This is a genomic window from Halomonas sp. M20 (assembly GCF_020622265.1).
GTDB lineage: Bacteria > Pseudomonadota > Gammaproteobacteria > Pseudomonadales > Halomonadaceae > Modicisalibacter.
This window is the reverse complement of sequence record NZ_JACNMQ010000005.1, coordinates 250,999-272,452: the sequence shown is the minus strand read 5'-3', so window position 1 is coordinate 272,452 and position 21,454 is coordinate 250,999. Positions and strand designations below refer to the sequence as shown.

The 21,454-nt window shown below is 58.0% G+C and carries 21 protein-coding genes; 11 read left to right on the top strand and 10 right to left on the bottom strand.

All coding sequences use genetic code 11. From position 1 onward, the window contains the following. Positions 1-154: 154 nt before the first annotated feature. The gene (locus H7850_RS14360; protein ID WP_227370275.1) at positions 155-1,120 is read left to right on the top strand and encodes an integron integrase; all 966 of its coding nucleotides are present in this window, start codon (positions 155-157) and stop codon (positions 1,118-1,120) included. Between the two features lie 164 nt (positions 1,121-1,284). On the opposite strand, the gene H7850_RS14355 is transcribed toward H7850_RS14360, so the two are convergent. From H7850_RS14355 to H7850_RS14335, 5 genes are all read right to left on the bottom strand, one after another. Continuing rightward, positions 1,285-2,283, bottom strand: coding sequence for a cyclodeaminase (locus H7850_RS14355; protein ID WP_227370274.1), 999 nt, complete (start codon positions 2,281-2,283; stop codon positions 1,285-1,287). A gap of 43 nt (positions 2,284-2,326) precedes the next feature. Then, positions 2,327-3,799 carry a sodium:proton antiporter NhaD gene (gene nhaD, locus H7850_RS14350; protein ID WP_227370273.1) on the bottom strand — a complete coding sequence of 491 codons (1,473 nt, stop codon included), beginning with the start codon at positions 3,797-3,799 and terminating at the stop codon, positions 2,327-2,329. A 172-nt stretch (positions 3,800-3,971) separates the two neighbouring features. Then, positions 3,972-4,976, bottom strand: coding sequence for a hydroxyectoine utilization dehydratase EutB (gene eutB, locus H7850_RS14345; RefSeq protein ID WP_227370272.1), 1,005 nt, complete (start codon positions 4,974-4,976; stop codon positions 3,972-3,974). Between the two features lie 151 nt (positions 4,977-5,127). Continuing rightward, positions 5,128-6,531 (bottom strand): aspartate aminotransferase family protein, encoded by a 1,404-nt coding sequence (locus H7850_RS14340; protein WP_227370271.1) that lies wholly within the window; start codon positions 6,529-6,531, stop codon positions 5,128-5,130. A 176-nt stretch (positions 6,532-6,707) separates the two neighbouring features. After that, complete coding sequence (locus H7850_RS14335; RefSeq protein WP_227370270.1) at positions 6,708-8,177, bottom strand: NAD-dependent succinate-semialdehyde dehydrogenase; 1,470 nt, start codon at positions 8,175-8,177, stop codon at positions 6,708-6,710. Positions 8,178-8,399: 222 nt separating this feature from the next. On the opposite strand from H7850_RS14335, the gene H7850_RS14330 reads away from it, so the two are divergent. Both H7850_RS14330 and H7850_RS14325 read left to right on the top strand, forming a co-directional pair. Then, positions 8,400-9,353 (top strand): DnaJ C-terminal domain-containing protein, encoded by a 954-nt coding sequence (locus H7850_RS14330; RefSeq protein WP_227370269.1) that lies wholly within the window; start codon positions 8,400-8,402, stop codon positions 9,351-9,353. A 2-nt stretch (positions 9,354-9,355) separates the two neighbouring features. Next, positions 9,356-9,670: a chaperone modulator CbpM gene (locus tag H7850_RS14325; protein ID WP_227370268.1), complete on the top strand. Its 315-nt coding sequence runs from the start codon at positions 9,356-9,358 to the stop codon at positions 9,668-9,670. A gap of 77 nt (positions 9,671-9,747) precedes the next feature. Here the strand turns inward: H7850_RS14325 and H7850_RS14320 are convergent, their stop codons facing one another. From H7850_RS14320 to doeA, 3 genes are read right to left on the bottom strand one after another with little or no spacing between them, the layout of a single operon-like run. Then, positions 9,748-10,218, bottom strand: a complete 471-nt coding sequence (locus tag H7850_RS14320; RefSeq protein ID WP_227370267.1) for an Lrp/AsnC family transcriptional regulator — start codon at positions 10,216-10,218, stop codon at positions 9,748-9,750. A 3-nt stretch (positions 10,219-10,221) separates the two neighbouring features. Then, positions 10,222-11,235, bottom strand: a complete 1,014-nt coding sequence (gene doeB, locus H7850_RS14315; RefSeq protein ID WP_227370266.1) for a N(2)-acetyl-L-2,4-diaminobutanoate deacetylase DoeB — start codon at positions 11,233-11,235, stop codon at positions 10,222-10,224. A 30-nt stretch (positions 11,236-11,265) separates the two neighbouring features. Further along, complete coding sequence (doeA, locus tag H7850_RS14310) at positions 11,266-12,465, bottom strand: ectoine hydrolase DoeA (protein ID WP_227370265.1); 1,200 nt, start codon at positions 12,463-12,465, stop codon at positions 11,266-11,268. A gap of 559 nt (positions 12,466-13,024) precedes the next feature. On the opposite strand from doeA, the gene H7850_RS14305 reads away from it, so the two are divergent. Beyond that, a complete protein-coding gene (locus tag H7850_RS14305; RefSeq protein ID WP_227370264.1) occupies positions 13,025-13,954 on the top strand; it encodes a 2-hydroxyacid dehydrogenase in 930 nt (309 codons plus the stop codon). A 23-nt stretch (positions 13,955-13,977) separates the two neighbouring features. After that, entirely contained in the window at positions 13,978-14,982 is a 1,005-nt protein-coding gene (yejK, locus tag H7850_RS14300) for a nucleoid-associated protein YejK (RefSeq protein ID WP_227370263.1), read from the top strand. 16 nt (positions 14,983-14,998) lie between these two features. Here yejK and H7850_RS14295 read toward each other — a convergent pair whose 3' ends face one another. Beyond that, the gene (locus tag H7850_RS14295) at positions 14,999-15,763 is read right to left on the bottom strand and encodes an NAD(P)H-dependent oxidoreductase (RefSeq protein WP_227370262.1); all 765 of its coding nucleotides are present in this window, start codon (positions 15,761-15,763) and stop codon (positions 14,999-15,001) included. 94 nt (positions 15,764-15,857) lie between these two features. Between H7850_RS14295 and H7850_RS14290 the strand changes: the two genes are divergently transcribed. The 3 genes from H7850_RS14290 (at position 15,858) to H7850_RS14280 (ending at position 18,074) form a co-directional block, all read left to right on the top strand. Continuing rightward, complete coding sequence (locus tag H7850_RS14290; protein ID WP_227370261.1) at positions 15,858-16,742, top strand: LysR family transcriptional regulator; 885 nt, start codon at positions 15,858-15,860, stop codon at positions 16,740-16,742. A gap of 102 nt (positions 16,743-16,844) precedes the next feature. After that, on the top strand, positions 16,845-17,432 hold the full coding sequence (locus H7850_RS14285; protein ID WP_227370260.1) for a hypothetical protein: 588 nt from the start codon (positions 16,845-16,847) through the stop codon (positions 17,430-17,432). Further along, entirely contained in the window at positions 17,433-18,074 is a 642-nt protein-coding gene (locus tag H7850_RS14280; RefSeq protein ID WP_227370259.1) for an RES family NAD+ phosphorylase, read from the top strand. A 2-nt stretch (positions 18,075-18,076) separates the two neighbouring features. On the opposite strand, the gene H7850_RS14275 is transcribed toward H7850_RS14280, so the two are convergent. After that, complete coding sequence (locus H7850_RS14275; protein WP_227370258.1) at positions 18,077-18,409, bottom strand: cupin domain-containing protein; 333 nt, start codon at positions 18,407-18,409, stop codon at positions 18,077-18,079. Between the two features lie 99 nt (positions 18,410-18,508). Between H7850_RS14275 and H7850_RS14270 the strand changes: the two genes are divergently transcribed. From H7850_RS14270 to H7850_RS14260, 3 genes are all read left to right on the top strand, one after another. Continuing rightward, positions 18,509-19,147: a LysE family translocator gene (locus H7850_RS14270; RefSeq protein WP_227370257.1), complete on the top strand. Its 639-nt coding sequence runs from the start codon at positions 18,509-18,511 to the stop codon at positions 19,145-19,147. 76 nt (positions 19,148-19,223) lie between these two features. Beyond that, the gene (locus H7850_RS14265) at positions 19,224-19,430 is read left to right on the top strand and encodes a DUF6494 family protein (RefSeq protein WP_227370256.1); all 207 of its coding nucleotides are present in this window, start codon (positions 19,224-19,226) and stop codon (positions 19,428-19,430) included. 69 nt (positions 19,431-19,499) lie between these two features. Then, a complete protein-coding gene (locus H7850_RS14260) occupies positions 19,500-21,446 on the top strand; it encodes an ABC transporter ATP-binding protein (protein WP_319799287.1) in 1,947 nt (648 codons plus the stop codon). Positions 21,447-21,454 lie beyond the last annotated feature (8 nt).

The following is a 21,454-nucleotide window of genomic DNA, read 5'->3' as shown; positions in this document are numbered from 1 at the left end:
CAGGCCAGTGTCTGCTCAAGATCTTTAAGATCTGCATGCTTCATGGCGGACTCCAGAGAAAACTGGATATACAGTAGTTTATACAGTATTTTTATAGGACGCCAACAGCAGATGCCAACATAGCCATGTATATACATTAGTCATGGGGCACCATATGGATACGCACAGCAGACCGCCGAAGCTGATGGAGCGGGTAAAGGCCACCATGGGAGTTAAGCGCTACAGCCCGAGAACCGAGAAAACCTACTGTTACTGGATACGCTTCTTCATCCGATTCCACGGCATGCGGCATCCCGCCACCATGGGAGCTCCCGAGGTAAAGGCTTTCTTGGAACATCTTGCAGTGGAGCGCCGTGTGGCGGCGGCCACACAAAATCAGGCCCTGAACGCCCTCGTTTTCCTCTACCGCCAAATTCTCGAACAGCCCTTGGGAGATATCGGTGAGTTTTCGCGCGCCAAACGCCCACGCCGGCTACCGGTGGTGCTTTCCCACGAGGAAGTGACGCGCGTACTATGCCATCTATCAGGCCCCATGTATTTGATGAGTGCGCTAATGTACGGCTCGGGGTTGCGACTCCTTGAAACGTGTCGTCTGCGAGTCCGAGATATCGACTTCGAACTCCAGGTTATTACGGTGAGAGCGGGCAAAGGCGATAAGGACCGCACTACCTTGCTCCCGGCCAGCTGTATCTCATTTTTGCAGCGGCAGATTTCTTCTGTCCAGCACCAACTTGACTACCGGCTCGCTCATGGCCGTGTGCCGGTGACGCTTCCTCACGCGCTGGATCGCAAGTATCCTAATGCGGGAACCTCTCTGGCCTGGCAGTGGCTCTTCTCTGCCTCGCGCCCGTGCTGCGACATGGATGGCAAGGTGGTACTTCACCATATCCACCCATCGGCGGTACAAAAGGCCGTCAAACACGCTATGCGAGCTGCTTCGCTGCTACGCCCCGGCTCCTGCCACACCCTGCGACACAGCTTCGCCACCCAGCTGCTGAGCCAGGGCACGGATATCCGCACGGTTCAGGAGTTACTTGGACACAAGAGCGTAGAAACCACCCAGATCTATACGCATGTGCTGGGCAAGGGTTTTGCCGGCGTGCGCAGTCCCCTCGGGTAACGAATATCCGGGCGTCGATGCCGGGCACGCTACCGCCCCCCATCTGCCTGTGCATGATAGTGATCCCCACCGCGTCAGAGTCCAAGCTGCTCTATTGCATGAGGTGCGCTTGCCGCGCAATGCAGCAAGCCGCTATTTTCCACTTTTATGAATTTGCACCCTGTTTACTCCATCAAACGCGCCAGCGCGAAGTTGGCAATCGCCGTATCCTGTACACCGGTCCCGGTCAGGTCGCACACCGTGATGCTGGCATCCGAGAGGCGCAGGCGCTGGCCTTCAGCGATGATCCTTCCCAACTCGTAGACCTTGAACGGCGGCTTTCCATCAGCGCCGAAGCTGTTCGATCCGCTTGAATCGTCCGAACCTTGGCGAGCAGGCCGGGAAAACGCCTTGAGTTCGCCATTTGCTTCACTTTGAGCGCGGGTATCGCAGACGAAGGCATCGGCGCGGGTCATCAGCGATTCATCCAGTTCGCGCTTCTCGGGGCTATCTGAGCCCATGGCGGTGACGTGGGCGCCTTCCGGTACATCCTGGGCGGTGAGAATGGGAGTTCGTGCGGGGGTTGTGGTCACGATGATATCCGCATGGGCGCAGGCGGCCTTGGCGGTGTCGTGCACGTTGACCGTGAGGCCTAGAGTACGCATACGTTCGACGTAGGCTTCGGCGGAGTCGCGTTTGCGCGCCCAGACGTCGAGGCTGTCGATATCGCGCACCAATTGCAGCGCTTTCACCTGCAGCTCGGCCTGTTCGCCGGCGCCAAGAACCGCTACTCGGCGGCTGTTCTCCCGCGACAGATGCTTGGCCGCAATCGCCCCGGCCAGTGCGGTACGAATGGCGGTGAGATAGCCTTCGTCGAAGAGCACCGCATCGACCAGCCCGGTCTTGGCGGAGAACACCATCATCAGGCCATTCAAACTTGGCAAGCCGAGCTTGGGATTGTCGAAGAAACCGGGGCTGACCTTGATGGCGAAGCGCTCGAAACCGCGAATATGTGCGGTCTTCACATCCACCTCGCCATTGGATTCTTCGATGTTCATCGAGAGGATGGGCGGCTGGATCACCTCGCCTCGGCCCAGCGCCCGAAAGCCGTTTTCTATCGCTTCGAGCGCTGAATGGTCGAGTTGAACCGCCTGACTGATAACGTCGCGATTGAAAAGCTGCACAAGGAAGACTCCTGATCATGTCGTGTCTGCCCATTGTGACCAATCAACCGCTGATCGCAAAACTCCCCGCATTCAGCCATAGATGTACCAGGATGCTGGCAACATAGCCCAGGAAAATGGCCGGCGCCCACTTCAAGTGCCCCATGAAGGTATAGGAGCCCCGGGCGTGGCCCATCAATGCCACGCCTGCGGCGGAACCAATGGAAAGCAGGCTGCCACCGACACCGGCAGTCAAGGTAATGAGCAACCAATGACCATGAGACATATCCGGCTGCATGGTAAGTACCGCGAACATCACCGGGATGTTATCGACCACCGCCGAGACCACGCCGAGGATGATATTGGCCCAGGTAGCGTCCCATTGAACGTAGAGCAGCTCCGAGAGCATCGACAGATAGCCGAGAAACCCCAGCCCACCCACACACATGACCACGCCATAGAAAAACAGCAGCGTATCCCACTCCGCGTGGGCGACTCGATTGAATACATCGAAAGGCACGACGCTACCCAAGCGCGCTAACTTGCGTTGATCGCCCCGCCGCGAATAACGCTCCCGCTTGCGTTCCAGGGAACGCGGCAGGCTCTGGCGCAGGTAGTAGCCGAAGAACTGCAGATAGCCGAGCCCGGTCATCATGCCCAGTACCGGCGGCAGCCCCAGAAGCGTATGACAGGCCACTGCGGAGGCGATGGTCAGCAGAAACAGGGCGATGATGCGCTTCCAGCCACGCTTGAGGTCGACATCGTCATCCTGCGCTTGTGGCCGACGCTTCTTCACGAAGAAACTCATGATCACTGCCGGCACCAGGAAGTTGACCAGCGAGGGCAGCAGCAGCTCGAAAAATTCGTAGAACTCGATCAGGCCGGCTTGCCACACCATCAGGGTAGTGATGTCGCCAAAGGGACTGAAGGCACCGCCGGCGTTGGCAGCGACCACAATATTGACACAGCACAGGTTGATGAAGGCCCGATCGCCTTCGGCGACCTTGATCACGACGGTGCACATCAAAAGCGCCGTGGTCAGGTTGTCCGCTATCGGAGAAATGACGAAGGCTAGAACGCCGGTCAACCAGAACAGGCTGCGATAGCTGAACCCCCGGTCCACCATCCAGGCGCGCAAGGCATCGAATGTGCGCCGCTCGTCCATGGCGTTGATGTAGGTCATCGCCACCAGCAAAAACAACATCAGCTCGGCGAATTCCAGAAAGGTCTCGCCGAACGCCTCTTCCGCGGCATGGGGCATGCCCGCCTGCACGTATACCCAACCGATCAGCGCCCAAATGATCCCTGCCGCCACCAGCACCGGTTTGGACTTGCGCATATGAAGCTTTTCTTCAAGCATCACCAGGGCGTAAGCCAAGACGAAAACCACCAGGGCGATCATGCCCACCGTCGAACTGGTCATATCCAGCTCACCGCTGACTGCCAGCGCAGCGGGAGAAACGAGCCACAGGGTGAGTAACGACAACAACCAAGGAAGAGAACGAAAGCGGGGAGGCACAAGCAAACGACGAATCATGGGTACATTCTTCTTACGCAAGGAGGAAGGGAGACGCTATCTTGCCCAAGATACTAACAATCTGAAATGCTATGAAAGTTGATGATGATCACTCTTTTTCTACATTTGTTTATTTTCGTTCAAAAAAATTGACATGCCCCGACGGAATCCGCCTCCGCCGAGGGCATGCAAATCAAGCAGTTCCGGCCAAAGTACGCGCGCGATCGAAGGTTTCCAGGGATACACCGTTACCCGATACGATCAATGCTACCTTCTGCCCCTGTACATTCATGCCATGCTCCTCGATGGCGGCCAGGCCGATGGCGGCAGCGCCTTCCACCAGCATTTTTTCATGCTCCAGCATGTCGATCATGGCCCGGGCGATGGCCGGCTCGGATACCTGATAATGATTGTCCATCACCTCGGATACCAGATCGAAGGTATAGCGGTTGTTCAGGCCAATACCGCCGTTGAGTGAATCCGCCAGGCTGACGCTCTCCTCAACCTCGACCGGGCGCCCCGCCTCCAGGCTTTCCCACATCGCGGCCCCCTGGGATAAGCTCACACCGGTCACCCAGGTATCGGGACGGATCGCCTTGAGCGCTGCCCCGATGCCACCCAGCAGGCCGCCTCCCGAAAGCCCGACGATCACCCGGTCGAGATGGGGCTGATCTTCCAACAGTTCCAGGCCGATGGTGCCCTGCCCGCTGGCAATCAAGGGATTATCGAAGGGTGGTATCAGCGTCATGCCCTGCTCTTCGACCAGACGCGCGACTTCCTCGAAGGCGTCATCCTGACTTTGACCAATACGCCTCACCTCGGCCCCCAGTGCTTCGATGGCACGCACCTTGTTGTCCGGCACCCGCTCCGAGAGGCAGATCACCGCCGGTACGCCGAGGCGAGCCGCGGCGAATGCCACCGCACGGCCGTGGTTGCCGGTAGAGGCCGTGACAACCCCGCGGGCAAGTGAATCTCTGCCATTCTTTTCAATCAAGGCAGCGATCATGTTGGTCGCCCCGCGCAGCTTGAAAGCCCCGGTCGGCTGGTTGTTTTCCAGCTTGAGGAATATCTCGGCATCGAACCGACGGGACAGCTCCGCGGAGCGAAGCAATGGCGTGCGTACTACCTGCCCGGCAATTCGGGCACGGGCCTGGTAGATCGACTCCAAGGTGACGGAATGATGTCCGGGATCAGGCACGGGGTGCTCCTTATCTATTTTATGTTTCTGGCATAGTAGCGCCGCAAATGAATTGTGTCTTTCCCTTGGATTCTCCCAATGAAAAAAAGCCAGACCCTTTCGAGGGTCTGGCTTTCGAGAGCCTGGCGTTTGAGTGCTGAAAAAGCGTCGCTTATTTCAGGTCACCGGAACGGGTCAGCTCATCGGTGACCTTGTCCACTGCGCGCTTGGCACGAGCGACGATCTCATCCACCTCGCCACGGGTGACCACCAACGGCGGGGCGAAACCGAGGATGTCGCCATGGGGCATGGCTCGCGCGATCAGGTTTTCATCCATGGCCGCAGCACTGACGCGCGGGCCGACCTTGAGCGCCGGCGCAAAATGCTCGCGGGCGGCCTTGTTGGGCGAGAACTCCAGCGCCGCGAGCAGCCCAACGCCGCGCACGTTGCCCACCAGCGGATGCTCGGCGAAGGTTTTCTGCAACTGCTGCTGCAGATAAGCGCCAGTCTCGGCGGCATTCTGAGTCAAGCCTTCACGCTCGATGATGGCAAGGTTTTCAAGCCCCGCGGCGACACCCAGCGGATGCCCCGAGTATGTCCAGCCATGACCGATGGGACCGTATTCTCCGGTACCCTGCTCGAGCACCTGCCACACCTTGTCGCCGACGATCACGCCGGACAGCGGCTGATAGGCACTGGTCAGGCCCTTGGCCACGGTGATCAGGTCAGGCTTCATGCCGTAGAAATGCGAACCGAAGCCGGTGCCGATGCGTCCGAAGCCGGTGACCACTTCATCGGCGATCAGCAGCACGTCATATTTATCGAGAACCTGTTGAATTTCGTTCCAGTAGCCTTCCGGCGGCGGCACAATGCCACCTGTACCCAGCACCGGCTCGCCGATGAAGGCGGCAACGGTATCCGGGCCTTCGGCAAGGATCATCTCCTCAAGCTTGGCGGCACAATCCTTGGCGAACTCGCGCTCGCTCATATTCGCCTGAGCATCGCTGCGCCGGTAATAGTACGGCGCCTCGGTATGACGAATGGTCTCGATGGGCAGATCGAAATGATTGTGGAAGGTCGGCAGGCCCGTCAGTGAACCGGAGGCGATCCCGGAACCGTGATAACCCCGGCTACGTGAGATGACCTTCTTCTTCTGCGGACGACCCAGCACGTTGTTGTAGTAGCGCACGATCTTGAGCTGGGTCTCGTTGGCATCACTGCCGGACATGCCGTAGTAGACCTTGGACATGCCCATTCCAGCGAGCTTGATGATCTTCTCGGAGAGCTCGATCAGCGGTTCGCTCGAATGGCCGACGTAGGTGTGATAATAGGACAGTTCAAGCGCTTGCTTGTAGATCGCCTCGGCCACTTCGGTGCGGCCGTAGCCGATATTCACGCAATAAAGCCCGGCGAAGCCGTCGATCATCTCGCGGCCGTCCTTGTCCACAATGTTGATGCCCTTTCCGCCGGTAATCACCCGACCCGGCGCATCGCCATGGGCATAGTCACGCAGATGAGTGGAGGCGTGGAACGTCACCTTGCGGTCGCGGTCGATCAGCTCCTGATGGGTACTCATTAAATTCTCCTGACTATTTTTACTTAATTAGTTATGTTTAAAACGATATCCGTTGACGTAGAGAGCACTGCGAGCGACGGTCAGACAAGGCAAAAATCGGCGAAAAAGCGGAGTTTACTGTTGTAAATGAGCATTTAAAGCCGATTTTTAACGCCGTATGACCAAGCGCAGCATGCTTAACTCCCAGACACAGAGCCGAGACCGCCAAGACAATAATATTTCGTGTCGAGATACTCCTCGATGCCTGCCGTGCCCCCCTCGCGCCCCAGTCCGGACTGCTTCACCCCACCAAAGGGAATCGGCGGACCGGTCATCTTGACGCTATTGACCGAGACCATGCCGTTTTGCAGGGCACGCAGCATCTTCCAGATGCGACGAATATCATGGGTATATATATAAGCCGACAACCCATATTCCGTGTCATTTGCCATCTCGATGGCTTCATCGTCGCTAGTGAACTTGGTGATACCGGCTACCGGCGCAAAGTTCTCCTCCCGCCAGACTTGCATGTCGGCGGTCACGTTGGTCAGTAGCGTCGGCATGAAGAAGTTCTCCCCCGGCGCCATGGACTGGTCGCCGTGAATCAGGGTCGCGCCCTTGGAGATCGCATCGTCGACGATACTGGCGGCTTTCTCGACGGCGCGCTGATGAATCAACGGGCCAAGATCGATTTCACTGACCAGGCCATTGCCGACCTTGAGCGCCTTCATGCGCTCGGCGAAGTATTCGACGAACTCATCGTGGACGTCTTCGTGGACCAGGATGCGATTGGCTGCAAGACAGTCTTGCCCTGCGGTCTGGAACTTGGCCGCCACGGCGGCAAGCGCGGCCTCCTTGGGATCGACGTCCGGCCCGACGATGAACGGCGCATTGCCACCCAACTCCAGCGACACCCGCTTGACGGTGCTGGCACACTGCTCCAGCAGCAACCGTCCTACCGGCGTCGAACCGGTGAAGGACAACGCCTTGACCCGCGGCTCCTTGCACAGTACCTCGGAAACTTCCGCCGCCTCACCAAGTACGACGTTGAACACCCCGGCGGGAATGCCGGCGCGTTCGGCCAGTTCCGCCAATGCCAGAGCACTGAACGGCGTCTCGCCTGCAGGTTTGACGATCACCGGGCAGCCCGCCGCCATGGCAGCAGCGGCCTTGCGGGTGATCATCGCCAGCGGGAAGTTCCAGGGTGTGATCAACGCCGCGACGCCCACTGGCTCCTTGAGGGTGCCCAATGCGGCGTTGGGGATATGGCTGGGAATAGTCTGCCCGAAGGTACGTTTACCTTCTTCAGCGAACCAGCGCACAAAGCTGGCACCGTATTCGACCTCGCCCCGGGCATCCGGCAACGGCTTGCCCTGCTCGTGGGTCATGATGATGGCCAGATCCTCGCGATTGGCCTGCAACAGGTCATACCAGGCAAGCAACCGCTCGCAACGCTCATCTACCCGCAATGCCCGCCACTGCACAAAAGCAGCGTCGGCGGCTTCCACCGCACCATGAATCTGTTCCGGCTCGAGCAGGGGAATATGCCCCAGGGTCTCGCCGGTCGCCGGATCGATCACTGCCATCTCACGGCCGCCATCGCCATGAGTCCATTTGCCATCGATATAAGCATACTGGCGCAGCAGGCGCGGATCATTAAGGTTCATGGGTGCCTCCTTGAAACGAAAAGCAGGCAGCGGTCTGCCTGAACACGACCTCATACTAATACTTATCCCGAATGGATAATTTTTGTCCCGGAGGGTACGGGCACGAAGTTCTTTTGCAGTTGCTTGCAAGAGTTACAGAATTTTCTGTGGCTATTGGCACTGGACAGTTCTGACAAAACACGCTTGGATGCCTTAAGGGCAGCACGAAAGGATCGAGTGGAGATGGAGTTCAAGGATTACTACCAGCTCATGGGCGTCGACCGGGATGCGACCCAGGACGAGATCAAGCGCGCCTATCGCAAGCTGGCGCGCAAGTATCATCCGGACATCAACAAGGAGCCGGACGCCGAGGCAAAGTTCAAGGAAATGGGTGAGGCCTACGAGGTCCTCAAGGACCCGGAGAAACGCGCCGCCTATGATCAGCTCGGGGCGGACTGGCAAGGCGGTCAGGATTTCCAGCCACCACCGGACTGGAACGAGGATTTTGCTTTTCATGGCGGTGGGTTCACCGATACGAACACGGATCAATTCAGCGACTTTTTCGAGAGTTTGTTCGGGCGGGGCAATGTCGGGGGTGGCTATCGGCCTCACTCACAACGTGAGTTTCATATGCGCGGTCAGGATAGCCATGCCAGAGTGCTCATCGATCTACAGGACGCTTATCAGGGCGCCACTCGTACACTCACGCTGACCCAATCGCAGCCGGATAGCGATGGCCGGTTGCATTCACGGGAGCGCACCCTCAACGTCAAGATCCCTAAGGGCGTGCGCCCCGGCCAGCATATTCGTCTTGCCGGCCAAGGCCAGGCGGGGCTGGGTCAGGGCGAGTCCGGCGATCTGTATCTCGAGGTCGAATTTCTCCCCCATCCTTACTACCAGGTGGAAGGCAGGGATGTATTTCTGGATCTGCCTATAGCGCCCTGGGAGGCAGCACTGGGTGCAACGGTCAAGGCGCCCCTGCCTGATGGGTCCGTGGATCTAAAAATCCCTGCGGGTTCTGCAACAGGACGCAAGCTGCGCCTGAAAGGACGCGGCTTGCCTAGCAAGACACCGGGAGATCTTTACGTACTATTGAAGATCGTCTTGCCGCCTGCAGAAGATGACGCTGCCCGACAAGCCTACCGTGAATTCGAGAAGTCCTTCACGTTCAACCCGCGTGCCAACCTGGGGGTATGATCATGACTAAACAGAATCTACCTGCGTTGTCCTCAGAGGTGCTGGAAGAGGACATCGAATTGACCCTTGCCCAACTGTGCCGCACCTGTCAGCTGCCCGCGGACCAGATCGTCGATCTGGTCGATGAAGGCGTCATCGAACCGATGGGGCGTGACCCGTCCGGCTGGCGCTTTTATGGCATCAGCGTGCGTCGAATTCGCTGTGTACAGCGGCTCAGGCAGGATCTGGGAGTCAATATGGCGGGCGCGGCGCTGGCGCTGGATCTGCTCGAGGAGCTGGAGCAGCTGCGGGCCCGACTGCAGCGACTGGAACGCTAGGCTTCGCCCGAAAGTTACACGTGCCAGCTGACTTTCCAGACAAAACCCAAGCCTTGCGCCTGGTGAAAAAGGCGTACTTATCCCTGTTCGATCCGGATTGGCGGCATCGACGCCTTGACCGTCTTGGTGACGATATAAGTAAAGTAGCGCTCGATGCCAAGATCGGACGTCAACCAGTCATCGATCAAACGTTGATAGGCGTCGATGGAGGACGCCTCGACCTTGACCAGATAATCGACGCCGCCTCCGACCGCTACGCATTCGGTGACTTCCGGTGTTGCATGGATAGCATTCTCGAAGCGCAGAAAGCTTTCGGCATTGTGCTGTTTGAGCTCGATCTGCATCCATACCGGGGCGCGCTTGAGTAGCACCCGAGCGTTGATGCGCGCGCTGTAGCCTTCAATAATACCCGCTTTCTCCAACCGCTTGACCCGCTCCCAACAAGGGCTGACCGAGAGATTGATCGCCTCGGCCAGGCGCGACTTGGTAATCCGGCCGTCCTTGGCCAGAATCTCGAGAATCTTGATGTCGTAACGGTCGAGTTTCATCAATCAATCCAGGGAGTCGACTACAACACCAATCACCGCGATGGTATCCCCCATGTTGACCTGAGACGGGAAGCGGCGTGCGATCAACACGCCATCCCGTGCGGCACGATACTCCACCGGCTCGGCGCCGGTGCGGGTCATGTCATAAACTCGGGCGATTACCTCACCTTTTTGTACCGCATCGCCAATGGCCAGGGTCAATTCCAGCAGACCAGTGTGCTCACTCTGCACGTAGCAGGCGGCATCCGGCATATCCAGGTAGGCCTGGGGCTTTTCCGGTAGCGCAAGCTCGCCCTCGATCAAACCGTAATGAATCAGAGAATTGCGCACGCCGCGCTCGGTGATCGCCAGACTTTCCGGCGTAGTGGTACCGCCGCCGCCAAGCTCCGTGGCGATGAAGATCTTGCCTTGGCTTTCCACCGCCGTGTCGAATAGCTTGGCCGCATCGAGTTCGAACATCAGCATCGCAGTAGGCGCACCGAAGGCCTTGGCACCTTCCATGGCACGGCGTTGCTGTTCCTTATCATCAAGCCGATGAGCGGCAGCAAAGGGCACGATATCCAGGGTACGACCGCCGGAGTGCAAATCCAGCACTACATCCACCATTGGCACCAGGGTGCGAGTAAAATAATCGGCAATCTTCTCGGTGACACTGCCATCCGGATTCCCGGGAAAGCTGCGATTGAGGTTGCCACCGTCCATCGGCGAGGTGCGTCGCCCTGCCTGGGCTGCCGGCATGTTCATCATCGGCACAATGATCACCCGCCCCCGCACGTCCTCAGCCTTCAGGGTGTTGGCCAGTTTCATCAGCGCGGTAATGCCCTCGTACTCATCGCCATGATTGCCACCGGTGAGCAAGGCGCTGGGCCCTTCACCATTCTTGACCACGGTGACGGGGATCATCACCGCCCCCCAGGCGGACTCATCGTTGGAGATCGGCAACTTGAGAAAGCCGTGCTGCACACCATCGGCTTCGAAATCGACGGTGGCGGAAATCGGGCTGGGCCGCTTGCTCATGACATCTCCTTGTTATTTGACGAACAGGTGTTACTTGACGAACAGCTGGCGCGGAAAATTCGCCAATGGCTCCGCGCCGCGTTCGGTGATCAGAATGCTCTCGGTAATTTCGAGCCCCCAATCGTCCATCCACATGCCGGGCATAAAATGAAAGGTCATGCCGGGCTCGAGTATCGTTTCGTCTGAAGGACGCAGGCTCATGGTGCGCTCGCCCCAGTCCGGCGGGTAGCTGATGCCGATGGGATAGCCGCACCGTGCCCCACCCCGGTCGAAGCCGTACTTGTCCATGGCCATGCCCAGCGCCATGGCAATATCCGCACAGCGATTACCCGGCTTGGCCACTGCCAGGCCGTTCTCGATACCCTCGAGCAGCGCAGATTCACCACGCACGAACTCTTGCGGGGGCTTGCCGAGGAAGACGGTCCGCGACAGGGGCGCATGGTAACGCTTGAAGCAGCCAGCAATCTCGAAAAAGGTGCCCTCACCTTCGCGGAACGGCGTGTCGTCCCAGGTCAAGTGCGGTGCGGCGGCATCGGCGCCGGTGGGTAAAAGCGGCACGATGGCCGGGTAGTCACCACCGTGTACCTTGCCATCCGGTGCCGTCCAACCTTCAATACCTACCCGATAGATCTCCGATACCAGCTTGCTCTTGGCAAGCCCGGGCTCGATCATTTCCAAAATACGCGAATGCATGCACTCCACGATTCTGGCCGCCACCCGCATGTACTCGATTTCCTGGGGGGACTTGATGGCGCGGCACCAGTTGACCAGGGCATTGGCGTCCTGAAAACGGGCGTGGGGCAGTTCGCTGATCAGACTCTGATACGCCTTGGCGGAAAAGTAGTAATTATCCATTTCCATACCGATTACCCCGAGATGCCAGCCGCGATCCGGCATGATCGACTGGGCCAGGTAATCCATGGGATGCATGTCCGGATTCTGCACATAGTAATCCGGATAATAGGTAATGTTCTCGGGATCAATCCAGCAAGTACGCAGGGCACCGTTGCTGTCCTGACGGCGACCGTACCAGACCGGTTCTCCTTCCAGGCCTAGTAATACACACTGGTGCACATAGAACGACCAGCCATCATAGCCGGTCAGCCATGCCATATTGGAAGGATCGCTGACGATCAGCACATCGATGCCACGAGTGGCCATCGCTGTACGCACCTTCAGCAGACGCTGAGCATACTCTTCACGCGTGAATGGCAGGTCAACCTGACTCATCGGCCTCGTTCCACCAGGAAATTGCAAAACCGGCCATCCACTTACTCATGGAAAACCGCCCCTTTGTCGTAAAGCATTCTTGCCTTGGCCAACGTGAACTCACTAACGTCAGTTACTTGAACCCGCCCCACTATGTATCAATGTTTCCAAGCTGATACTAGGGTCTGTTGACATTTCGTTCACGGCCGCGCTGGCGCCAGTTTTTATTCGGGGCAAGACAGGAGGAGAGAAATTTGGTTATTCCAAATGAACGACGACTAACGCCGCAGCGGATAAAAACTGACCCAGCCCTTCGGGTTGCGCATCAAAAAGCGCCATCCTGCGTTGCGAAACTTGAAAAGGGAATAACCCTTCCCTGCGTTCCGCGCCTTGACTGGCACTTTTTGATGCAGCAACGCGGTTCGTGATGAAACGTCAACAGACCCTAGGCTCCGACTGAAAAATACTTACGTTTTTCCGGCGTCATTCAATTGATCGCATTTACTATTGATCGCTTGCAAGATGCTCGGCTTCGAGCCTAGCGTATCCTTTAATGCAAGAGCACAAATAAGGAAATAGAATGCGAGTATTGGTTCATATCAATGACGCTAACATCTGGCGCACGGCACTCACCAAACGCCTGCCAAACGCCGAAATCGTCACCAGCGAAGGCGACAGCGATACGCCAGCGGACTATCTGGCTGCCTGGAAGCCCCCCTCCACACTGCTCGAAAAACAGACGCAGTTGAAGGGCATCATCAATCTTGGTGCCGGCGTCGATGCCCTGCTGAGCAACCCCGCCCTGCCGAAGAATGTGCCCATCGTCAAACTCCGCGATGCGGGCATGGGGCCGCTGATAGCGGATTACGTGCGTTTCGGGGTGCTCTATTTTCAGCGGGATTTCGATCGCTATTTCGCCCAGCAGACCAACGCCCGCTGGCATGAATTCCCTTTGATCGATAAGGCGGACTGGCCTGTGGGCGTACTAGGGCTTGGCGCGATCGGCGCTCATGTGGCCCAGGCCCTGGCCGCGGATGGCTTCCCGGTCCACGGCTGGAGTCGCTCGCCCAAATCACTTGAAGGCGTGAGCTGTCATCATGGGGATGACGGACTTTCACAGCTGCTGGGCAAGGTACAAACCCTGGTCACCCTGCTCCCGAATACACCCAGCACCCGTGGCATCATCAATGCCGAGACGCTGTCACAACTGCCTGAAGGTGCCAGCCTGATCAACCCCGGTCGCGGTGCACTGATCGACGAGCAGGCGCTGCTCGATGCGCTGGGGCAGGACCGATCCTCAGGGCGATTGCGTGGTGCTTTGCTCGATGCCTTCGATGAGGAACCGCTGCCTGCCTCAAACCCGCTCTGGTCGCATCCACGGGTTCGTATCACGCCGCACATGGCCGGGCCAACACCGGTGCGAGATGCCGCCGATCAGGTAGCCGAATTGATCAAAGCCATGGAAAATGGCGACTCTCTGGAAACCGTCGATCCTCACGCCGGTTACTGATTCATTATTCCTGGCGACTATTTATGCCCATACAGCGCAGCATCGTTCATCTCATCGATAAACAGCCCGACGGCCAACCCGCGACCCTGCACGCCAGGGACAGCGCCCTGGCCAACTCGTCGGCCATGGAAACGCTGCTGGACGAGCTGAACGACAGCTACAACGCCAAACAAAAGGCTTGGGGCTTTTTCAACGCGGATCGCCTCACCTACCCGTTCAGCAATTGGCTGGGCCAGTACCTGGAAGGCGAGGAGGATTTTGTCGCCTTCACCCGTCAGGCCGCGGAGCACTTGAAGACGCTGATGGAAGGCAACAACCTTTCCGTGGGCGGTCATGTGCTGTTCGCCCACTATACCCACGCCGAAAGCGATTATCTCGCCATCGCCCTACTGCATCATAGCGAGGGCGTGGGCGTCACCGACGCGCTGGAACTGACCCCGGCCCGCCAGCTGGATCTCGGCCAGTTGCACTTGGCCGCGCGCATCGACCTGACCGACTGGCGTGGTGCCGAACCGTCGAGGCAATACATCTCCTTCATCAAGGGCAAGGGTGGCAAGCGCATCGCCGACTACTTTCGCGACTTCATCGGCTGCGAGGAAGGCGTCGATGCGCCCGGCGAAACCCGTACCCTGCTCAAGGCGTTCAGCGACTATGTCGAAAGCGAAGACTTCGCTGAGGAACAGGCCCGAGAAAAGACCGACACCCTGATCGACTACGCCAACAACCAGGCACGCACGGGTCAGCCGATCACCCTGGACGAGCTTTCCGAGCTGGTCGACGACCAGAAGCCCAAGGCCTTCTACGACTATATTCGCAACCAGGATTATGGCCTCGCCGCCGAGATTCCCCCGGACAAACGCACCTTGCATCAGTTCCGCCGCCTGACCGGCCGCGCCAACGGCCTCTCGGTCAGCTTCGAGAGCCATCTCCTCGGTTCTCAGGTCGAGTACGACGAGTCCCAGGATCAACTCATCATTCATCAGATCCCAACCTCACTGCGGGATCAGATCAAGCGGCGTCGGGAGTGATCAGCAATTGACGGTTTCAAGGATGGGCGCGAATGAAATAATCATAGCCCTCCATCCCTGGCTTGAGGACGCCGCGTTCATCCCAGTCGTTCCAGCCGGTGAATGGGATCGGGGTGCTCTCTTCGAGCGTTTCCAATCGCCGAGCCCAACCCGCCTTGTAGGTCTCGAGCTGCGCCTTGAAGCTGTCCTGAGCCTGGTAGACCGGGCCGCCGCCCTGGATGCCATGAGCCAGGAACGGCGGCAGCACGTCATAGCCCATATAATAGAGGGAATAATGCATAGGCCATAGGAGCAGGTCGATATCGCCACCGCGCCCATTGTGAGCAAACGTGGCCTCGGGCCCACCGGTGGTCACGCAACAGATGGCACGCTTGCCACGAAAATGTCCGCGATCATAGCGGTACGTTCCGGTATATAGCCCACCATAAACGAATACGCGATCCATCCACCCCTTGAGCATGGCCGGTTGGGCATGCCACCACAGGGGAAACTGGAACACCACCAGATCCGCCCGCGCCAGCCGTTCGATTTCGCGGCACACATCGGCAGGCAAGCTCCCAAGCTCGCTGGCATGGCGTTGCTCGGTCAGGGCCGTAAAAACCTCCGTGTTCGTGCGTTCCATATAATGCGTCGGGCCTTCCGCGGGGTCGAAGCCCTCGGCATAAAGGTCGGATACCTCCACCTTATAGCCGAGCCGTTGCAAGATTTCTCTCGCCACCTCCTTGAGCGCAGCGTTAAAGGAGCGGGGTTCGGGATGACAGTGAACAATTAGTGCATGCATGGCCGGTTTCTCTTGTGAGTTCGATGCAGAGTAACGACACTATGACCTTTGCAAAAAAGAACGAAAATTCCCTATTCATGAAAACCGACTTTGCATGAATGAAAAGAACCTTCAATGGGACGATCTAAGAATCGTCCTGGCAGTCGCCCAGGAAGGCACTCTCTCAGGCGCAGCACGCCGACTGGTCGTCAGTCATGCTACGGTCTTTCGCCGCCTTGCGGATATCGAACGCCGAATGGGTACTCAGCTATTCGAACGGGCGCGCAGCGGATATATCCCGACACCTGCGGGTGACGACATAGCGGCGGCGGCCCAACGCGTCGAGGCCGAAGTACTGGCTGTCGAGCGTCGTGTTGCAGGCCAGGACCTGCGCCCGTCGGGCACGGTGCGCATCACGACAACGGACACACTTCTGCTAGGGCTGCTATCACCGATATTCGCAGAGTTTCGACGGTCTTATCCCGAGATAGAGTTGGAAGTCGCGGTTTCCAATCAGCTCTTCAGCTTGACCAAGCGTGAGGCAGATATCGCCATTCGCCCCTCGCTTGCTCCCCCTGAGAGCCTAGTTGGACGTAGAGTCGGGACCATTGCCCAAGCGGTTTATACGACTAATATTCAAGACTCCAATGCCGAGGATTGGGTGGGCCCGGATGAGCGCATGGCGTATCGGGCACTGGAATCCTGGATGGTCGAGCAGGGGCACGATGAGCATTGCCACTATCGGGTCGATACGCTACTGGGGATGCTGGCAGCCGTTCGCGACGGCATCGGTCGCGCGGTGTTGCCCTGCTATCTCTGTGATGACGATAAGCGATTGACCCGAGTCGGCGAACCGATTCCCGTTTTGGCCACCGACCTATGGTTGCTGACTCACCCGGACCTGCGCCGAGTCGCTCGGATTCGCGCACTGATGGAGTTCGTGACGCAATCAGTCAGCGCCAGGAGCACGCGACTCTTGGGAAATAATTCTTCACCATAGCGACTCAAAAAACTGAATGGTGAAATGCCACAAACAGAGTTACAATGACATTACTAACGGTTTCTATTTTTTTAAGATAAAGCAAGTTGCAAGGTAAATACCATGATCTCCCGTGACGATATGCACGTGCTGGAAAAGGCAGGCATTCCCGATATCGAGAGCCTGGCGGCGAGTGCGGTCGAGTTTCTTCGTGAACACCCGGTATATGAGCAGGCCAGCCCGGCCAATGCCTTGTCAGTAAATGAGGAACGCCTTCTCATGGCAGGAGGCGCCGAGGGAGTTGGTGAGTCGAATCGCATGGCATCGCAGTACAATCTGCGCTCAGCAGTCACGCAATATGCCCAACTGGTCAAGCGTGCTTATCGCCAAAGCGAGGTCGCTACATTGCTGGGGGTCACGACCAGCCGCGTTCGACAACGCACCGACGAAGGCTCGCTCTATGCGCTGACCTCCGCCAATCGGCGTGTTTATCCTCGCTGGCAGTTCGGCGAATCGGCCACCCTGCCCAATCTTGAGCCGGTATTGAGCGCCCTCAGTGTCAGCGCTCATCCTCTCGCCGTGGAGCGCTTCTTTCTCACACCACACGCGGATCTCGAATCGAACCTGCTGGGCGCCATACTCAGCCCCCGCGATTGGTTGCTAGCCGGGCATCCTGCCGACCCGGTGATACGGATGGCCCGAGAGCTGTAAATGGCAAAGACTGACGAGCCGTTATCGCTAGAGGAATTGCGCGCCCTTCCCCCGGTGATACTCACCCTGGAAAAGGGCGAGCAAGTGTATCGACTCTTCTTCGCCGGGGGCGAGTATCCCACCAACTGGGACAGCTTTCGCTATTTTGGTCCTACCGCCTCGCGCTTCGATCACCACTTACCCGATGGCGACGGTGAGCCCTATGAGCAGTCACGGGGCATTATGTACCTGGCGACCGGTGCAGAGGCCATTCCCACCTGTCTCGCGGAAGTCTTTCAGACAGCGCGAGTCATCGATACCCGATCCCGAGCACCGGTGCTGTGCTGCTTCGCCCTGGAAGCCGACGTGACCCTTCTGGACCTGAGCGGCGCTTTCGCGACCAAGCTCCACGCCTCTACCATCGGAGGTTGCGATCGGGCCTTGGCTCGACGCTGGGCACAACGGCTCTACGACGCCTACCCTGACACGAACGGCATTCTCTACACGTCCTCGATGCACCCCGGTCGACCCGCCATCGCCCTGTTCGAACGGGGAACATCAGCCATTGCGTCGCGCCCTCTCTTTCACCGTCAACTGCAGGACGTGGCACTCACCAGCGTCATCGAGCGAACCGCACAGAAGATCGGTTATCTGGTGGTGTAAAATTAGTCTCGCTGGGGCCCAAAGAAGACCACCCAGGTTCTGAAATCGTCGGAAAACTCGGTGAAGCGGTGCTCGGCCCCGGCGGGTACGAAAAAGAAATCGCCCTGCTCGAAATCGAAGAACTTATCTTCAAGGCAGAACGTACCGTGGCCCGAGGAAATGATATAGAGCTCGTCCTGAGCATGAGGTGTTTGCGTATCGACACCTCGTGGAGAAAACAACTCGACGGACACATCACCGCGCTCGAATAGAACCGCAAAGGGCTCGGGCAAATCAGGGAGCAATTCCGCCGCTTCGCTTTCGTCGATAAAGTTGACGCTCTTTGTCTGTGCCATCGTCTGCACGCCTCGTTATTGTCGCCGATCAAGAGTAGTGTTCTTTGTTGGACTTTATTCGTCATTGCGCGAAAAACGAAGACACTGAGAAGGTATTCCATGATCGATTTGACCTACTGGTCTTTATTTCTCGGCGCGGCGGTCGTACTCAATATCTCGCCGGGGCCGGATCTGATCTACATTCTGTCGCGCACCATTGCCAACGGTCGCCGGATCGGCATTGCCTCGTCATTAGGTGTGTGTTCGGGAGCCTTCGTGCATGTGGTGGCCGCCGCCGCAGGCATCTCGGCAATCCTGATGACCTCTGCCGTGGCCTTCACGATCGTGAAATATATCGGTGCCGCCTATTTGCTCTATCTTGGCGTTCAAGCACTGCGTTCCAGCGGGACCAGCTTCGATGCCGCAGGGGCGGACAAAAAGCAGGTCAGCGCCTGGAGTGCCTATAAGCAAGGCGTCATGATCGATGTACTGAACCCCAAGGTCGCGATCTTCTTCATGGCCTTTCTGCCGCAATTCGTTCGCGCCGACTCGGGGCCGGTAGCATTGCAGCTCATTCTGCTGGGGCTTGCGGTCAATATCGTTGCCGTGATCATCGAGTGTTCGATCGTATTGCTGGCAGCGCGCACTACCAGCTTCTTTCGCAATAGTCCGAGACTGGGCAAGTGGCTCGATCGGGTACTGGGCTCCGTGCTGGTGGCACTGGGCCTGCGGCTGGCGTTTTCAGAACGTGCATCTTGAGGGTTTGCGAGACAAGTGCTGCGTCCAGGGTTAGGCTATAACGGTCACCTAAGCCAGTATCGTCAAGGATGTCGTCATGAACGAAGAAACCTTCAACATAAGCATTCGCAAGTTCCTGAAGAAAGTTGGTGTCGGCTCCCAGCGGGAGATCGAGCAGGCGGTGGGCAAGGCCATCGAGGAAGGACGCTTGAAAGGCGACGAGACCCTGCCTGCTCGCATGACCCTTGAGATCGGCGATCTTAATCTCAAGATCGATTTCGATGGCAACGTCGAACTCGAGTAGCCCAATCACGGTCAGTCATTGAGTCGCGCACAAAACCATTCAGCGCTTACGTAGTATCATCCCCACGCCATGGCAGCTTCGCCATGGCGCTCTTTTCGTTTCATCACGCCGCTACAGGTTGCCATGTTTCGTTTCTTCGAAAAGCTGGTAGATCCCTATCCCCAGTCACAGCCCGAGACACCGCCCAAGGGGTTACTGGCATTTCTTTATCACTACTCCCGGCCGGTACTGCCGCTCTTGATCCTGATGTCGTTGCTGACGGCGGCGGTTTCGAGCGTGGAAGTGATGTTCTTTGCCTACATGGGCGATCTGGTGGATTGGTTGAGCAACGCCTCCCGAGAAAATTTCTATGCGGACTACGGCTGGCAGCTCGCCGGCATGGCAGCGCTGATTCTGGTGGTCTTTCCACTGCTGGTACTGGCCAGTTCCCTGATAACCCATCAGGGGATCTTCGGCAACTATCCCATGCTGGTGCGCTGGTTGGCCCATCGCTACGTGCTGGATCAAAGCCTGCCCTTCTTCCAGGATGAATTCGCCGGCCGGGTTTCCCAGAAGATCATGCAGACTGCCCTGGCAGTGCGTGAGACGGTGATGAAGCTGATGGATGTATTCGTCTACATCATCGTCTATTTTCTCGGCGCGCTGTGGCTGATGGGCAGCAGCGTTCTTTGGCTGACCCTGCCATTGATTCTCTGGCTGGCGGGCTATATCGCCATCATGGCCTATTTCGTACCCCGCCTACGCAAGGTGTCCATGGCGCAGGCGGATGCCCGGGCGGAGATGACGGGTCGCGTCGTGGACAGCTACACCAATATTCAGACCATCAAGCTGTTCGCCCATACCCGCCGGGAGCAGGTCTACGCTCAAGGCGCCATGCAAGGATTCATGGGCACGGTTCATCGCCAGATGCGCCTGGTGACCCAGCTTACCGTGGTATTGCAGACGCTCAACTCGTTGCTGCTGGTCGCCGTCGGCGCGATTGCTATCGTCACTTGGCACCAGGAGCTGATCTCTCTGGGTGCAATTGCTCTGGCCATCGGACTCGTGATGCGTCTGCGCGGGATGTCGGACTGGATACTATGGGAAATTGCCAACCTGTTCGAAAACATCGGCACCGTGCAGGACGGTATCAACACCCTCTCACAGCCCGTCGCCATTGCAGATGTTCCGGGGGCCGCACCGCTTACCACGACTCACAGCGAAATACGCTTTGAGCAGGTTGATTTTCATTATGGCGAGACGCTGAGGGATCGACAGTCCCAGCGGGTCATCGAGAATCTGTCGCTGACCATCAAGCCCGGGGAAAAGATTGGACTCATCGGCCATTCCGGCGCGGGCAAATCGACGCTGGTCAATCTACTGCTGCGTTTTTACGAACTCGAGAGTGGGCGTATCCTGATCGATGATCAGGACATCAGCCAGGTAACCCAGGAATCGCTGCGTCGACATATCGGCATGGTGACCCAGGATACCTCGTTGCTGCACCGCTCGGTGCGGGACAACATCAGCTACGGCCGCCCGGATGCGACGGAGGCGGACATCATCAATGCGGCTCGTCGCGCTCATGCCCATGAGTTCATCGGTTCGCTTTCCGATCCTCAAGGGCGTACCGGTTATGATGCACATGTTGGTGAGCGCGGTGTGAAGCTCTCCGGCGGCCAGCGCCAGCGCATCGCCATTGCCCGCACACTGCTCAAGGATGCACCCATCCTGATTCTCGATGAGGCCACTTCGGCACTGGATTCGGAAGTCGAGGCCGCGATCCAGGAACAACTCTATACCCTGATGCAAGGCAAGACCGTCATCGCCATCGCTCATCGGCTTTCCACCATTGCCATGCTCGATCGTCTGGTGGTGATGGAACACGGCCGAGTCGTCGAAGCTGGCGCTCATGACGAGCTGCTGCGCGAAAATGGTCTTTATGCACGGCTGTGGCGCCGCCAATCCGGTGGTTTTCTGAACGACGCGCCGGAGCCGACGGCAACGAAAGAAGCATCGCTTCGTTCCTCCAGTTGAACCTGTGC